Here is a 16,113-nt window from a genome sequence, read left to right as displayed (position 1 = left end):
CGCGCGCCGCATCTGCATTTGCTTGCACCAGCCCGTGCTTGCCGCTAACCAGACATCATGAACGGATCTGAAATCTACCAGCGGCTGATCGGCCTCATCGAAGAGCGGGTCTTGAAACCCGGGGACCGCTTGCGCGAGGCGGATCTGGCGGAAGAGTTTGGCGTGTCCAGAACGCCGATCCGCGAAGGGTTGAAACGGCTGGAGGCGCAGGGCCTTGCCGTACATGAACCCAACCGCGGCATGGTCGTGCCGACACTGGATCATGGCCAGATCAACGAAGTCTATTTCATGCGGGAAGTTCTGGAAGGAACCGCAGCCGGGCTTGCCGCCAAACATGCATCCAAGCCGGAAGTGGAGATCCTGCAGGATCTCGTCACCGCGGACCGCCAGCGCATCGCGGACAAGGACAGTCTGGTGCGCTCCAACCGCGAGTTTCACCGCCGTCTGTGCCTGGCTTCGCACAACCGCTATCTGGTCGACCAGATCGACCACCTGCGCCTGTCGCTCATCCTGATGGCGGGCACCACGCTGGACACGCCCGAGCGGCGCGAGACAGCGGTGGAGGAACATGCCGCCATTGTCGATGCGATTTCCCGGGGGGACTGTGCGGCCGCGGAAGCCGCTGCCCGGCTTCACATTGCCCATGCGCACAAGACACGGCTGCAGCAGATCTGATCAGACGCTCAAGATCCAGCCTGCCGATTGCAGCATCAGTATGAGCGCCGCAGCGGCAAGAACGGTGAACGTCAATCCCATACCAGCGATCCGGAACCTCAGTGGCTCCGGCTCTTGGCTGACGCTGTAGGCGTGCAGGGTCCGGCCGACGAGTAACGCCAGACCGAGGGCCCAGAGCAGCCACGGTGTGGTGCCCGTCAGCTCCAGCATCAACATCAGAAGCAGGGCGAGCGGGGCATATTCGGCAAAGTTGCCATGGGCGCGCATGCGCCTCTGCAGCCCGCCGTGACCACCGTCACCCAGACCGATGCGTTCGCTGTTGCGCACACCGATCACCCGGACGCTCAGCGCGATATAAAAGAGTGTCAGCAGGCCCGCGAAAAACGGGGTGATGTAAACTGTCATGTCGGCCCCTTGAAGGAGAGGTCCGGCGGATGGCTAGTGCCGCCGGGCATGCCTTAGGCAGTCCCCGTGTTTACGCCATGGGGAAACCTGCGGATCAGCATTCGACGATATTGACGGCCAGTCCGCCTTTGGACGTTTCCTTGTATTGCTCCATCATGTCCATCCCAGTCTGGCGCATTGTCTCGATGCAGCCATCCAGCGGCACGAAATGAGAGCCATCGCCGCGCAGCGCGAGGGAGGCAGCCGTGACAGCCTTGACCGCGCCGAGGGCATTGCGCTCGATACAGGGAACCTGCACGAGTCCCGCGATCGGATCGCAGGTCATGCCGAGGTGGTGTTCCAGGGCGATTTCCGCCGCATTCTCGATCTGCTCGTTGGTGCCGCCAAGGGCTGCGCAAAGACCTGCGGCAGCCATCGCGGAGGCCGAACCGACTTCCCCCTGGCACCCGACTTCGGCTCCCGAGATCGAGGCATTTGCCTTGATGATGCCGCCGACGGCCGCTGCCGTCAGCAGAAAGGTGCGGATGCCGGCCTGGTCGGCCCCGGGACAGTGGTCGAGGTAATAGCGGGTCACGGCGGGTATAACTCCGGCAGCCCCATTGGTCGGCGCCGTTACGACACGGCCCCCGGCCGCGTTTTCCTCGTTCACGGCCATGGCGTAAACGCCGAGCCAGTCAACCACGTTATGCTCGAAGGGCGGGTTGGTGCGGCCTTCGCGGATGAGTTTCTGATAGATATCTGCGGCCCGGCGTTTGACCTTCAAGCCGCCTGGCAGGATGCCGGTCTGCGAGATACCCCGGTTGATGCAGGAATCCATGGCCGACCATAGCCGGTCGATGCCTTCTTCCACTTCAGCCTGGGGTTTGTCGCTGCATTCGTTTCGCAGCTTCATCTCGGCAATGGAGAGCTCTGATTCCCGGCCCATCTCCAGCATCTGCTTCGCGCTGGCAAAGGGAAAGGGCACATCCTGCTTGGCAAGTTCGTTGACCGGTTCATTGCTGGTCTTGCGCAGCTCGGATTCGCTGACCACAAAGCCGCCACCGATGGAATAATAGACGAAGGTGTCGATGACCGAGCCGGCCGCATCAAGCAGGTGAAAGGTCATGCCGTTGGCATGAAGATCGAGCGGCGGGCCATAATCGAAAATGACGTCTCGCGACGGTTCGAAAGCCAGCTCGGGCAGCCCGTCGATCTTCAGCCTTTTGGTCTGCTCCAGCTCTTCCAGCATGGGCTCGACCTGGTCCGGGTCGATGGAGTCGGGACGGGCACCAAGCAGTCCGAGACACACGGCCTTGTCCGTGGCGTGCCCCTTGCCGGTGAATGCCAGTGACCCGTGCAAGATCACGGTCAGGCGTGTCGCACGGCTCTCCGCACCTGACAGGCCCCGCACCCGGTCAAGGTAGCGGTGAACGGCAACCATCGGCCCCACCGTATGAGAACTGGACGGCCCGATGCCGATTTTGAAAATGTCGAAGACGCTTATGAACATCTCTTGAACCGCAGTTATGAAGACGCGCCGGCTCTACCGGTGCTTTGAGGCCACGCTAACAGATAACGCCCGACCAGCCTCCATTCAAACGGGCATTTTTGTGTTATTTGCGACATGCAGCCGAAACAGATTGTTTCCCGTACAGCTTTCACCGGATCAAACGGTTCGCGGAAACAGTTGTTTGCGAAATTCCGCTTTGATAGCTTGCGGCTTCCTTTCAAATGCAACTATCCGAAAAAAGAGCTACTCATGACCTCGCAGCACCCGGCAGACATCGCAGATGGCCTGGCTTCCAAAAAGCAAGCGTTTCAGATCCCGGACGGGGTGATCTATCTGGATGGCAACTCGCTCGGTGTGCTGCCGAAGCACGTGCCTGCCCGCATCGCGCAGGTCATCAGTGAAGAGTGGGGCAACAGCCTGATCAGGGCCTGGAACACCCATAGCTGGATCGATCTGCCCACCCGCACGGGGGACCGGATCGGCAAGCTTATTGGCGCCCCGGCCGGAACGGTCGTGGCCTGCGACAGCACCTCGGTCAATGTGTTCAAGGTGCTGTTCGCGGCTCTGTCGCTGCGGCCGGACCGGAAGGTCATCCTGTCCGACAACGGCAATTTTCCGACCGATCTTTATGTTGCTTCCGGGCTGACCAGGTTGCTCGACAAGGGATACGAACTGAAGGTCGTCGATCCGGAAGCGGTCAAGGATGCCATCGGCAAGGACGTTGCGGCGGTGATGCTCACCCAGGTCGACTATCGCACCGGCCGGCTTCACGACATGAAGGACCTTACCCGCGCGGCTCATGATGCCGGCGCTCTTGCCATTTGGGATCTTGCCCACTCGGCAGGTGCGATCCCGGTTGACCTCAGCGGCGCCGGTGCGGATTTCGCCGTTGGCTGTGGCTACAAATACCTGAACGGTGGCCCGGGAGCGCCGGCGTTCCTCTATGTTGCGCCCGAGCATCAGGACAAGGTGACGTCGCCGATGACTGGATGGATGGGGCATGAAGCACCCTTCGCCTTCGATCTCGACTACCGTCCCGTTGCTGGCATCAACCGGATGACGGTCGGAACCCCGGCCATTCTCGCGCTTTCAAGCCTTCATTCGGCCCTCGACGTGTTCGAAGACGTCGACATGGCGGATATCCGCCGCAAGTCCGTGTCGCTCAGTGAATTGTTCATCGCCGAAGTCGAGGAAAAATGTCCGCAGTTGACGCTTGCCAGTCCGCGCGACCCGGAGGCCCGCGGCAGTCAGGTGTCGTTCCGCTTTGCGGAAGGCTACGCCGTCATGCAGGCCTTGATCAGCCGCGGCGTAATCGGCGATTTCCGGGCACCGGATGTCATGCGTTTCGGCTTCACACCGCTTTACCTGTCGCATCAGGACATTGTCGATGCGGTCGGGATTCTGAAGGACATTCTGGAGACGGACAGCTGGAACCGGCCGGAGTTCAAGACCCGCGCGAAGGTTACATAGCCGCGGCGCGGATCTGGGCCTGAAGCATGTCGACGAACTGTTCTTCAGGCACCGGCTTGGAATAGAGGAATCCCTGAAAGCGGTTGCAGCCGTTTTCCGACAGCCAGCTTCTTTGTTCGACGGTTTCCACGCCTTCGGCAACGACCGTGGCATCAAGTGCGGTGGCCAGCGACAGGATCAGCCTGACGATGGCGCCGCCCGTTGCGATGTCGCTCATGAACATCCGGTCGATCTTGATGCCGTCGATCGGATAGTTGTGCAGATAGGCGAGGTTCGAATAGCCGGTGCCGAAATCATCGATGACGATCCGGTAGCCCGCCGCCTTGAGCTTCATCAGGGTCTCATAGGCATGGGGAATATCGCCGAGCAGCACACTTTCGGTGATTTCCAGCGAGATCTCGTTCGCGTTGCAGGCCGTCTCCTTCGGAAGGGTTTCCATCCGCTTCAGGAACTTCGGGTCAGACAACTGCTTGGGTGAGACATTCATCGACAGCGGAACGGCAACGTCGAGCAGCTTGAGCCGGGCCTGCATGTCGGCAACGTTGCGGCTGACCCAGGTGCCGATTTCGTTGATGAGACCCGTCTCCTCGGCAACCGGCACGAAGTCGTCAGGACTGACCAGGCCCCTTTCGGGGTGCTGCCAGCGCAGCAGGGCCTCGGCGCCGACGATCCGTTGGCTGCGGGTGCAGGCGATCGGCTGATAATAGAGAAGGAATTCATTCGCACGGATCGCGCGTTCGAGATCCTTCTTCAGGGACAGATGCTTGTCCCGAAGCTTGCGCATGAATTCCTTGTAGCGGACGCATTTGTTCTTGCGTTCCGACTTGGCCTGGTAAAGCGCAAGGTCTGCATGCCGCATGAGCTCATCGATATCGCTGCCGTCCATGGGATAATGAACGTAGCCGATGCTCAGCCCGACATGGCGAGGTTTGCCTTCGATCATCTGCGGCGTGGCGAACGCCTGCAAAAGGGCCTGTCCGAACCAGTCGGGCCGCGGGCTTTCGGGTGAAGACAGGTGGCAGATCAGAAACTCGTCACCGCCAAGGCGTGCCACAATGTCGTTGTTGCCCGCCAGTTCCTTCAGTCTGGAAGCGACAAGTTGAAGGAGATGGTCGCCTGCAGCATGGCCAAGCGTATCGTTGACCATCTTGAAGTCGTCCAGATCCACAAGGTACAGCGTTGCGATCAGATCGTTTTCCTGCGCCGTCTGCCTGACCTGCAACAGACGCTCTTTCAGGTAGGTCCTGTTCGACAGACCCGTCAGCGCGTCGTGACTGGCAAGATATTGCGCGCGTTCCTTGGTCTGGTGAAGCTCGGTGACGTCGATCTCGCTCAAAAGAAAGGCTGGCTTTCCCGTTACGGCGTCGTGGCAGCGGCGGATGGTGATTTCGTGCCAGCGCAGGCCGTCGCACGTGAGCACTTCCGCCACGAACTTGGTGGTGGCCTTGTCGCTCAGGACACCCATCACCTTTCTGGCGAGCGCCCTGTCGATGAAATGGTCCCACAAGGTGCACTCAAGATCGGTGCTGGCAGCCCGCGCGGCCGTGTTGCGATAAAGCGGATGTCCGTCTTCGGAGAAGAGCGAAATCATCACCGTGGTATGCATCAGCGCTTCGGCGCTTCGAAGCGTTTCCGGCTGTTGCTCATGATGCGGACGGCCTTCGCACAAAAGCGCCATGCGCCCGTCATTCAGCCGGATGCCGCTCATGACGACCTGCAGAACCTGTGCCTTGCCCTTTGGATAGAGGGTCCAGATCTCCGAAAAGCTCACGTCGTGTTTTGTGAAGTCCTGCTGGTACTGGCGCAGGCGCTGTTGCACCGAATGCGACATGTCGGAGCCCATGTCGCGCGCGCGCAATTCCTCCAGCGAATCGGCGTCGGTAATCTCGAGAGCCTTGCGATTGCCCCAGAGAATACGTTTTTCATCGAAATCGAAAATCCAGACGCCGGTGTCGAGACGGTCGTAAATTGAAAGGATCAGGTCCTGATCCACCTTGCCGTCAGCGGGTATAAAAGTCGGGGCGGCCTTCTTTTTTTCGGTTGCCCGCTGCGTCAGGGATAGGTCGGACATATGTGACAGGGTCGTTCTCCAGGATGAACGCAATCAACATCAAATCTTTTGACGGGCGGGGCCGTCTGTTCGTGTCCGGCAACGCGACTTCGTGACTCTGCGCAAGTGTATGGAACACGAATATATCATTCAATTTAAAATCCAGAAAACCGCTGACAAACTTAACGGGACGGGGTGATACTTTCTGTCTCTGGTTGTAGACTGCCGTCGATTGAACACAGTTACAGCAAGTTCACGAACTACTTTTTACTAGAACTTACATACCCTTGCTGGCGTTGCCGATGCCGGGAAAGGACAATTCCCGACGAGGTTGTGACAGGCGTCAATCGCTCGCAAGCGTGTTAATTCAGTTGTAGAACACGTGAAGGCCATGGTTGTTTCTCGACGTTCCATACGCGGCAAATGCCTTTCAGCAGGATGGTTGACGTGAGCGACCTCTTTGACATCACACCCCCGGTTCGACCTGGTATCGCGGTCTATCCTGGCGATGCGCCCTATCGCACCTCGTGGACGGCGCAAATCTCGGCAGAATGTCCGGTGAATGTGGGTGAGTTTTCCATGTCCAGCCATTGCGGTGCCCATGCCGATGCGCCGCTGCACTACGATGCGAACGGGCGCCCGATCGACCAGCTCGACCTGCATGATTTCATCGGTCCGGCGCGACTTCTCGATGCCCGGGGACCCGGTCCGCTCTGCGGGCCCGAAGAACTGGCAGCTTCCCTGGAGGGCTGTCCGCCGCGCGTGCTTGTGCGGCTCGCCGATGAGCGGGACGTGACGGTCTGGCCTCAGGGGTTCAGGGCTCTGGCGCCGGAAACCATGACCCTGCTGGCGGACAGAGGGGTAAAGCTCGTCGGCGTGGATGTGCCTTCTGTCGACCCGGATACTTCCGAAATCTTGCCCAGTCGTGGGATCGCACGTTCCCGCGACATGCTCATTTTGGAAAATCTTGCTCTTTCTGCGGTGGAACCCGGTGATTATGAGTTGATTGCGCTGCCAATGAAGTTAGAAGGGCTGGACGCTGCGCCGGTTCGGGCCATTTTGCGCCCGCTCCGCTAATCCCGGAAAACGGGAACGCGCAGAGGAAATAAGAAAAAAGGCTGACCGTAGGGAGCGGCAAGGAGCGTGAATGCTGGAGCTTGATCAGCTCATAATGGATTTCAGCGGATTCAGGGCGGTGAATGGCTGCTCGTTCCGCGTCGAGGAAGGCAGTATTACCGGATTGATCGGCCCGAACGGGGCGGGCAAGACAACGCTTTTCAACCTGATTGCAGGGGCGTTGCAGCCGACCAGCGGCCGGATCCGGTTTCTGGGCGAGGATGTCACCAACCTGGCCAGCCATGAGCTGTTCCACAAGGGACTTGTGCGGACGTTTCAGATCCCGCACGAGTTTCACAAGCTGACGGCCCTGGAAAACCTGATGATGGTGCCACCGTCGCAGCCCGGTGAAAGCCTGTTTTCCAATTGGCTTGCCTGGGGGCGAGTGAAGGCGGCCGAAGCCGAGGTCGAGAAAAAGGCCTATGACACCCTGGCATTTCTGGAGCTGACACACGTGGCGCACGAGCCGGCCGGCAACCTGTCCGGTGGCCAGAAGAAGCTTCTGGAACTCGGCCGCACCATGATGACCGATGCCAGGCTCGTGCTGCTGGACGAACCGGCGGCCGGCGTCAACCGCACCCTTCTGCGCAAGCTCGAGACCAAGATCGAGATCCTGAACAAGGAGCGCGGTTACACGTTCATCCTGATCGAACACGATATGGAAATGATCGAGAAACTCTGCGATCCCGTTGTCTGCATGGCCGAGGGCCGGGTGCTGATCCAGGGGGATTTCCAGACCGTGCGTTCCAATCCGCAGGTGCTGGAAGCCTATCTGGGCGAGACCACGGGAGATGCAGCATGACAGCGCTTCTTTCCATGGACCGCATCACCGGAGGCTACGGCGATGCGGACATCCTCCAGGACGTTTCCATGCATGTGGATGCGGACGAGATCGTCGTCATCGTCGGACCGAATGGCGCCGGCAAGTCCACGGCGATGAAGTCCGTCTTTGGTCTTCTGACCATCCGCGGCGGCCGCATGCTGTTCGATGGCGACGACATCACCACCTGGGCGCCCAACCGCATCGTCCAGCGCGGCATCTGTTACGTGCCGCAGGTCGACAACATCTTCCGCGAGATGTCGATCCACGAGAATCTGGAAATGGGCGGTTTCCTCAAGAAGGGTGACCTCAGCGCCGCCTACGACCGGGTCTACACCCTGTTTCCGGATCTGAAGGAGCGCCGCAAGACGCTTGCCGGCTCCCTGTCGGGCGGTCAGCGCCAGATGGTGGCCATGGGCCGGGCCTTGATGCTCGACCCGAAGCTTCTTCTGCTTGATGAGCCGACCGCCGGGCTTTCGCCCAAATACATGGAACAGATCTTCCAGATCTGCCGGGATGTGCGCGACACGGGTGTCGCCATTCTTCTGGTGGAGCAGCATGCCAAGCAGGCGCTTGCCTTTGCCGACCGGGGTTATGTCCTGGCCGCCGGCAAGAACCGCCACGAAGGCAGCGGGGCCGATCTTCTGGCCGACCGTGAAGTCGCCGAAATGTTCCTGGGGGGCTGAGCGGTATGGATTTTCTTGAGCTTATCAATTTCTACGTCATTCCGGGCATCGTGCTTGGGTCGATCTATGCGCTCGGCGCGGTCGGCATCACGCTGGTCTTCGCCATTCTGCGCTATGCCCATCTGGCGCATGGCGATCTGGCGACGCTTGGTGCTTTCATCGCGCTTGCGGTTGTCACGGGCCTTGGCGTTTCGCCGCTGGTGGCTCTGCCGATCGCCATCATCGCAACCGCTGCCGTTGCTGTTGGCATCGACAAGGTGTTCTACGAGCACCTGCGCGAGCGGCCGAAAATCGTCACCGTGATGGCTTCGCTCGGGATCGCTCTCATGATCCGCGCCGTGGTGCAGGTGGTCTGGGGTGTCGATACCGAAACCTATTCGCGCGGTATTGTCCGTCCGGAAAACTATTTCGGCCTGCGCATCCGCGACCGTGAAATCCTGACCGTCATCGCCATGATCGCGCTCGTCGGCGGGCTGCAACTCTTCCTGACGCGCTCTAAATGGGGCAAGGCGATGCGGGCCATGTCGGACAACCCCAATCTGGCTCTTTTGTCGGGCATCGACAACAAGAAGGTCGTGATGCTGACCTGGGTGATCGCCGGCGGACTTTGTGCCGCCTCGGGCGTCTTTCTCGGGCTCAACACCGAGCTGAAATCGATGATGGGCTGGCAGATGCTGCTGCCGATGTTCGCCGCCGCCATCCTGGGCGGGGTCGGCCGGATCGAGGGCGCCGTGCTTGGCGGGCTCATCGTCGGGATCGCCGAAGAGCTGTCGGTTCTGGTGATCCCGAGCGAATACAAGGCCGCTATGGCTTTCGCCATTTTGTTGTTCATGCTGCTTGTGCGCCCGACCGGGCTGCTCAAGGGCAAAGTGCTGTAAGGGGAGGGAGGAGAAAATGGAATATCTCGGTCTTCTCAACTACGCCCTCTTCATGGCGATCTTCATCGGCATCTACGCGCTGCTGGCGCTGGGGCTCAACATCCAGTGGGGTTTCGCGGGCCTTTTCAACGCGGGCATTGCCGGATTTTTCGCGGTTGGCGCCTACACCTCCGCAATCCTGACGACGGAACATGCCGATGGCCGTATCGGCGGCTTCGACATGCCGTTCTTCGTCGGCTGGATCGGTGCGATGATTGCCGCCGCTCTGGTGGCCTGGCCCATCGGCAAGATCTGTCTGCGGTTCCGCTCCGACTATCTGGCGATTGCGTCCATCGGCATTGCCGAAATTATCCGTCTGGTGGTCAAGTCCGAAGCGGTGCTGACCAACGGGGCTCGTGGCATTTCCGGCATTCCGCGTCCGGCGGCAGAGTTTCCGTCCATGGCGCAGGAAACCGCCTATCTGGCATCACAGGCAGCGTATCTTGCCATCGTGGTCGTCGTGCTGGTTGCGGCCTATATGCTGGTGGAACGTCAGTTCAATGCCCCCTGGGGCCGCATGATGCGCGCCATTCGCGACAATGAAGGCGCGGCCAAGGCCATGGGCAAGGACGTCGAGTTCCGCCGCCTGCAGGCCTTCATCTTCGGTTCGGCTCTGATGGGGCTGGGTGGGGCGCTGTTCGCGCATTTCAACCGCTCCATCACCCCGGAAGCCATCGACCCGATGGTGGCAACCTTCCTGGTCTGGATCATGCTGATCCTGGGGGGCAGCGGCAACAACCGGGGGGCCATACTGGGCGCCGCGGTGGTCTGGATCATCTGGTCCATGTCGGAAATCGCGACCGACCGCCTGCCCACGGAATATGCCATCCAGGCGAAATACATTCGTCTGTTCCTGATCGGTCTGATGCTGCAGCTTGTGCTGCGCTTCCGTCCCGAAGGCCTGCTGCCGGAACCTCTGAGAGGCGACCGGCGGGCACCAAAATCCGGTGCGGATCACACTTAGGTCCGTTCCTCAGGCTAGCTTTCCGGTTTCGGGAGGCAGAGCCTTGAAAAACCAAAGTCCCGGCGAAGACCGGAATATTGAGGAGGTACTTTGATGAAAACCAAGATTCTCGCACTTGCTGCAGGTCTGATGACCGCGACCGCGCTGGCATCCGTACCGGCAAAGGCTGATGTCAAGATCGGCCTGCTCGGCGGCATTTCCGGCCCGATCGCAGCCATGGCTCCGGCCATGATCGATGCGGCGCAGCTCGCTTTCCAGCAGGTCAACGAGCAAGGCGGCATTGGCGACGGCGAACAGCTGGTCGGCGTTGTCGGCGACAGTGCCTGTAACCCGCAGAACGGCACCGACGCCGCCACCAAGGCCGTGAACATCGAAGGCGTCATCGGCGTCGTCGGTCCGCATTGCTCGGGTGCGGTTCTGGCTGCAGCCGGTTCGGTCACCATTCCGGCCGGTATCACCATGATCACTCCGTCCGGCACCTCGCCGGAAATCTCCACGCTCGACGACAAGGGCACCGTGTTCCGCACCGTGCCGTCCGACGACTATCAGGGCCGGGCACTGGCACGTACCCTGAAGGAGCAGGGCTACGAGAAGGTCGCTGTTGCCTACCTCAATAATGACTACGGCACGGGTCTTGCCAACGCGTTCAAGGCGGAATTCGTCGATGAACTCGGCGGCGAAATCACCCAGTTCGCAGCGCACGAGGAAGGCAAGGCCTCCTATCGCTCCAACCTTGCCGAACTCGCCAAGGGCGGTGCGGACACGCTGGTCATCTTCGACTACGGCGACGGCACCGGCCTCACCATTCTGCGTCAGGCTCTTGAAAACGGCTTCTTTGAAAAGTTCGTCGGCGGCGACGGGATGAAGTCCGAAGCGGTGATCAACGAACTGGGCGTCGAAAACCTCGCGACCTTCGTGTCGTCTTCTCCGGTTGGCGAACAGTCCGCTTCGCTCGACATCTTCAACGAAGCCTTCAAGAACATCGGCGGCGATCCGGATGCGATCTTTGCCACCACGTCCTATGACGCGGCGTTCCTGCTGGCTCTGGCGGTCGAAAAGGCCGGCGGCAAGAAGGAAGACGTTGCAGCGGCCATGGCCGAAGTCTCCAACGGCGAAGGCGAAACCATCCGTCCGGGCGAGTGGAAGAAAGCCAAGGAACTGATCGCAGCCGGCAAAGCCATCGACTACAAGGGCGCAGCCGGTGACCACAACTTCGACGAAAACGGCGACGTCCCGGGCACCTACGCCCTTTGGGAAGTCGGCACCAACGGCTTCGAAGTCCTGACCGAAATGAAGTAAGCGACTTCACACGAAGCGTTTGCAGGAAACCGGCGGCTCGAAAGGGCCGCCGGTTTTTTGGTTTGAGAAGCCATGCAATCTTCCACTGCGGTCATTCCGGACAAGCGAGGCAAAGCTGAACGCAGATCCGGAATCCAGACATGTTTCGCGCTGAAAGCACGGCTGGTTTTCTTTCTCTGCATCAAGATCCCTCCGCGTAGTATCAGCCAGCATTCAGCGATGGACTTTATTGAGTTTGGGTCGCGACGTCATCAAGATGCAACTTGATCGATGTTTTCTCGCAGGATAACGCCTTGCCGACACTGGTCGAAATTGTTTCATATGATCCGGATTGGATATCGCAGTTTTCCATGGCGGAGGCTGTGCTGAAAGGCTTGCTTGGCGACCGAGTCATTGCTGTCGATCATGTCGGAAGTACCTCCGTTCCCGGGTTGGCTGCCAAGCCTGTCATAGACATCGATGTAACTCTGTCGAGTTCCACAGATATTCCGAGTGCTACGACAGACCTCGTCAATCAAGGCTATGAAAATCGCGGAAATCGTTATGGCGACGGTGTTTGGGCGTTTCTTCTAAAAACCACTTCACCTCAGTTCAGAGTTTATCTCTGTCCACCGGCAAATCGCACGCATCAGCATCGCCTCATATTTCGCGATTACCTTCGTCAGCATCAGGAGGCAGCCTGCAGATACGCTGCCTTGAAAGCGCAACTTGCACAAAAGTTTCCATATGACGGCGATCGCTATACCTCAGGAAAGAGGCAATTTGTCTTGGAAATCGTGCGCCGGGCACTGGAAGAGGACCATTTCCAACAATGATGCGGAAAGTGTTCATGATTGCAGAATAGCTCCATTACCTTGATACCGGCACAGTGGGTGCAATCATCACGTCGTTCATTTCAGGCGCGGGAAGCCGTTCACAGCAGTATCACCCGGGTACGCTTTGCCAGACTGAGGCAAACTTCCTTACTTACCCCAACGCGATTTTCCCGCTATACACCCCGCCATGCGTGATCTGGATGTTCTTGTGCTTGGTGGCGGCGCCGCCGGGTTGATGTGTGCAATTGAGGCGGCGAAGCGTGGGCGCAAGGTGCTTGTGGTCGACCATGCCGGGAAACCGGCGGAGAAGATCCGCATTTCCGGCGGGGGGCGCTGCAACTTTACCAACATCCATTGTTCGCCGGCTAATTTTCTGTCGCAGAACCCGAGGTTCTGTGTCTCGGCGCTGAAGCGCTACACCCAGCAGGACTTCCTGAAACTGGTCGAAAAGCACCGGATATCCTGGCACGAAAAAACACTCGGCCAGCTCTTTTGCGACGACAGTGCGAAGGACATCATCCGCATGCTGCTGGACGAGCTGGAAGCAGCCGGGGGCACGTTGCAGCTGGAAACGGAGATCAAGGCGATTGAAAAACCGGACGACCGGTTCTCGGTATCGACGTCCAAGGGGCCGTTGCGGGCAGCATCACTTGTGGTGGCGACCGGCGGACCGTCGATCCCGAAGATGGGCGCAACAGGCTTTGGCTATGATCTGGCCAAGCGCTTCGGCCACAACGTCATTGCCCCGCGCGCGGCACTCGTGCCACTGACTTTTTCCGATGCCAACAAGGAACTGTGCGGCCGGCTTGCCGGTGTCTCGGTGGATGCGGTCGTTTCCTTTCAAAAGACATCGTTTCGCGAAGGCCTGCTCTTCACGCATCGTGGCCTGTCCGGGCCCTCGGTGCTGCAGATTTCGTCCTACTGGCAGGAAGGCAAGCCGATTTCGGTGAACCTAACGCCGGAGGCCGATGTCTTCGTAGCCTTGCGGACGGCTCGCCAGGACAACCCGAAACAGGACCTGAAGACAGCCCTTGGCGGATTGCTGCCCAACCGGCTGGCCGATGAGTTGTCGCAGGCCTTTGCCCTGAAAGGCCGCCTTGCCGACCAGTCGGACAAGGTTCTGCGCCGGGCAGCCGAACAGTTGAACCGCTGGCAGCTCACACCAGTCGGCACCGAAGGCTACCGCACAGCGGAAGTCACGCTTGGTGGCGTCGACACGAAGGAACTCTCCTCCAAGACCATGGAAAGCACGAAGGTGCCGGGGCTCTATTTCATTGGCGAGGTTGTTGATGTCACTGGACATCTCGGCGGATTCAATTTCCAGTGGGCCTGGTCGTCCGGCCATGCCGCCGGCCAGGTGGCCTGACAGCTGCATTCATCCTTTCGTTGAAGAGATTTGCGCGGCGCAGCATTTTTTGATGATCGCTCCTCAGAGCTGGTTATAGTGGCAGGAAAGAAGGTTTGGCTCCAGACCTCCCTTTCGCCGTGTCCATGGCCCCTCTGCCTGAGGAAGCGCGTCAGCGCTGTCTCGAAGGGTAGGCGGCAAATGCCTGAAGGCACGGCCCGTCCTTCTGAAGGGACCTGACGGTCTCCCCGGGGATGAGAAAGGGCTCTGCGTCTGGGTGAAAGAGAGCGGCTATGGCTGTCGTCCGGGGGGATGAATGAAGCGCGTCACCATTCACGATGTGGCCGAAACGGCGGGCGTCAGCCTGGCGACGGTTGACCGTGTGCTGAACGGCCGGCCGGGTGTGCGCAAGGTCACCATCGAAAAGGTCAAGCAGGCGGTTGATGCGCTCAACTACAAGCCGGATGTCTTTGCCGCAGGCCTTGCCAAGAAGCGGGTCTACCGTCTGCACTTCCTCATTCCGAATGGCCCAAACGCCTTCATGGAAGACCTGACCCGCGAAGCGCTGTCTCACGCCGAAACCATGAGCGCCGACCGCATGCACGTGCATGTGGAGCCCATCGACGCTTTCGACGGCCACAGGGTTGCCGGCACGCTGGCGATCCTCGATCGGTCGCAGTGTGACGGTGTCGCGGTGGTCGCGCCGGCGTTTCCGGAAGTGCAGGCAGCCATCGACCGGCTGCAAGATAGGGGCGTGCCCGTGGTCACGCTCGTTTCCGATCATCCATCCTCGTCCCGCCGGCATTTCGTCGGGATTGACAACGTGGCCGCCGGGCGCACCGCCGGGCGGTTGCTCGGCCGTTTCCTGCCCAGGGTACCGGCCAAGATCGGGATCATTGCCGGCTCACTCGGCCTTCGCGACCACGCGGAGCGCTATCAGGGCTGCCGGGATGTTATTGAGCAGGACTTTCCTCATCTGGAATTGCTGAAGGTGCGCGAGGGCAGGGACGACAACGCCCGCAACGCGGACCTGATGCGCAAGCTTCTGACCGAACATCCTGATCTCGCCGGGCTTTACAATATTGGGGCGGGCAACCGGGGCACGATCGCGGCTCTGAAGGAAAGCGGCCGCAGCAAGGATATCGTTTTCGTCGGTCACGAGTTGACCCCCTATACGCGTGAAGCGCTGCAGGACGATGTGCTTGATGCCGTGATAGCCCAGGACCCTGGCCACGAGATCCGCAGCGCGATCCGCGTGTTGAAGGCTCTTTGCGATGGCGCTGCGATCATCGAGGGACAGGAACGTATCGGCATAGATGTGTTTCTGAAGGACAACCTGCCCGGGGAACTGGAGCCTTTCGCACCCGCCGGGCAGCCTGCGTGAAGCTGGGTTCGGGGCAGTTTTCGGACGATTCCGCCAAAAAGTGGTCTCCCACACTCAAATTTTGAATTGACCTTTCAGGGCCGGCACCTCATATCTAGTGCATGCGTTTGACACAACAGACAAACTATGCCGTACGCGCGCTGATGTATTGCGCCGTCAACCCGGACAAACCCAGCAAGGTTGCGGATATCGCAGCCAGCTTTGACATGTCCGAAACCCACCTGTTCAAGATCATGAAAGTCCTGGTCGATGCAAATCTGATCAAGACCATCCGTGGCCGGAACGGCGGGGTTATGCTGGCACGCCCTGCAGAAAAGATTTCGGTTGGCGAAGTTGTACGTGCCGCTGAGGAAAGTTTCCTTCTTGCGGAATGTTTCGACAGTGGTCGCAAGGATTGCCCGCTCATCATGTCCTGCGGCTTTAACGGCCTGCTGCATGAGGCGCTGGAAGCGTTCATGGAAGTTCTGGACGGCAAGTCGATTGCCGACCTTTCGGAAGACCGCTTCGGCATGCGCGATCTTTTGAAGATCGATATGACAAAGGCTCCGATCGCGGCCAACGCGTAGGGCTTTGCCGGCACATCAGGGTTTCGAAGGCGCCACCGTAAGGTCGGCGCCTTTTTTGTTGGGGCAATCGCAAGGTAAGGAAACGATGACCCGGGCCGCTTCTGAAAGAGAC

The 16,113-nt window shown here is 59.7% G+C and carries 15 protein-coding genes; 12 read left to right on the top strand and 3 right to left on the bottom strand.

The genetic code is table 11. The features are described 5' to 3' along the window. Positions 1-57: 57 nt before the first annotated feature. On the top strand, positions 58-675 hold the full coding sequence (locus V1T76_RS03635) for a GntR family transcriptional regulator (protein ID WP_330559242.1): 618 nt from the start codon (positions 58-60) through the stop codon (positions 673-675). On the opposite strand, the gene V1T76_RS03630 is transcribed toward V1T76_RS03635, so the two are convergent. Together V1T76_RS03630 and V1T76_RS03625 are read right to left on the bottom strand one after the other, a co-directional pair. Beyond that, positions 676-1,080: an MAPEG family protein gene (locus V1T76_RS03630; RefSeq protein WP_330559241.1), complete on the bottom strand. Its 405-nt coding sequence runs from the start codon at positions 1,078-1,080 to the stop codon at positions 676-678. 94 nt (positions 1,081-1,174) lie between these two features. After that, positions 1,175-2,569: an L-serine ammonia-lyase gene (locus tag V1T76_RS03625; RefSeq protein WP_330559240.1), complete on the bottom strand. Its 1,395-nt coding sequence runs from the start codon at positions 2,567-2,569 to the stop codon at positions 1,175-1,177. A 249-nt stretch (positions 2,570-2,818) separates the two neighbouring features. On the opposite strand from V1T76_RS03625, the gene kynU reads away from it, so the two are divergent. Next, positions 2,819-4,039, top strand: coding sequence for a kynureninase (gene kynU / locus V1T76_RS03620; protein ID WP_330559239.1), 1,221 nt, complete (start codon positions 2,819-2,821; stop codon positions 4,037-4,039). On the opposite strand, the gene V1T76_RS03615 is transcribed toward kynU, so the two are convergent. Further along, positions 4,032-6,110 carry a putative bifunctional diguanylate cyclase/phosphodiesterase gene (locus tag V1T76_RS03615; protein WP_330559238.1) on the bottom strand — a complete coding sequence of 693 codons (2,079 nt, stop codon included), beginning with the start codon at positions 6,108-6,110 and terminating at the stop codon, positions 4,032-4,034. The genes kynU and V1T76_RS03615 overlap by 8 nt on opposite strands. 417 nt (positions 6,111-6,527) lie before the next feature. Here V1T76_RS03615 and kynB point away from each other — a divergent pair, with 417 nt between their 5' ends. The 10 genes from kynB (at position 6,528) to rirA (ending at position 16,001) form a co-directional block, all read left to right on the top strand. Beyond that, on the top strand, positions 6,528-7,166 hold the full coding sequence (gene kynB, locus V1T76_RS03610; protein WP_330559418.1) for an arylformamidase: 639 nt from the start codon (positions 6,528-6,530) through the stop codon (positions 7,164-7,166). 70 nt (positions 7,167-7,236) lie between these two features. Then, positions 7,237-8,007, top strand: a complete 771-nt coding sequence (locus V1T76_RS03605; protein WP_330559237.1) for an ABC transporter ATP-binding protein — start codon at positions 7,237-7,239, stop codon at positions 8,005-8,007. Beyond that, on the top strand, positions 8,004-8,711 hold the full coding sequence (locus tag V1T76_RS03600; RefSeq protein ID WP_330559236.1) for an ABC transporter ATP-binding protein: 708 nt from the start codon (positions 8,004-8,006) through the stop codon (positions 8,709-8,711). Before V1T76_RS03605 ends, V1T76_RS03600 begins: the two co-directional genes overlap by 4 nt. A gap of 5 nt (positions 8,712-8,716) precedes the next feature. Next, the gene (locus V1T76_RS03595) at positions 8,717-9,589 is read left to right on the top strand and encodes a branched-chain amino acid ABC transporter permease (RefSeq protein ID WP_330559235.1); all 873 of its coding nucleotides are present in this window, start codon (positions 8,717-8,719) and stop codon (positions 9,587-9,589) included. 16 nt (positions 9,590-9,605) lie between these two features. Then, positions 9,606-10,592: a branched-chain amino acid ABC transporter permease gene (locus V1T76_RS03590; RefSeq protein WP_330559234.1), complete on the top strand. Its 987-nt coding sequence runs from the start codon at positions 9,606-9,608 to the stop codon at positions 10,590-10,592. Between the two features lie 93 nt (positions 10,593-10,685). Next, positions 10,686-11,891: an ABC transporter substrate-binding protein gene (locus tag V1T76_RS03585; protein ID WP_330559233.1), complete on the top strand. Its 1,206-nt coding sequence runs from the start codon at positions 10,686-10,688 to the stop codon at positions 11,889-11,891. A gap of 263 nt (positions 11,892-12,154) precedes the next feature. Next, a complete protein-coding gene (locus V1T76_RS03580) occupies positions 12,155-12,706 on the top strand; it encodes a GrpB family protein (protein ID WP_330559232.1) in 552 nt (183 codons plus the stop codon). 187 nt (positions 12,707-12,893) lie between these two features. Continuing rightward, a complete protein-coding gene (locus V1T76_RS03575; RefSeq protein WP_330559231.1) occupies positions 12,894-14,072 on the top strand; it encodes an NAD(P)/FAD-dependent oxidoreductase in 1,179 nt (392 codons plus the stop codon). Positions 14,073-14,367: 295 nt separating this feature from the next. Further along, the gene (locus V1T76_RS03570) at positions 14,368-15,435 is read left to right on the top strand and encodes a LacI family DNA-binding transcriptional regulator (protein ID WP_330559230.1); all 1,068 of its coding nucleotides are present in this window, start codon (positions 14,368-14,370) and stop codon (positions 15,433-15,435) included. A 101-nt stretch (positions 15,436-15,536) separates the two neighbouring features. Further along, a complete protein-coding gene (rirA, locus tag V1T76_RS03565; RefSeq protein WP_006934312.1) occupies positions 15,537-16,001 on the top strand; it encodes an iron-responsive transcriptional regulator RirA in 465 nt (154 codons plus the stop codon). The last annotated feature ends 112 nt before the right edge of the window (positions 16,002-16,113 follow it).

It is taken from the genome of Roseibium sp. FZY0029 (assembly GCF_036350355.1).
GTDB lineage: Bacteria > Pseudomonadota > Alphaproteobacteria > Rhizobiales > Stappiaceae > Roseibium.
Note: the sequence above shows the minus strand (reverse complement) of the source record. Positions and strands in the feature narration are given on the sequence as shown.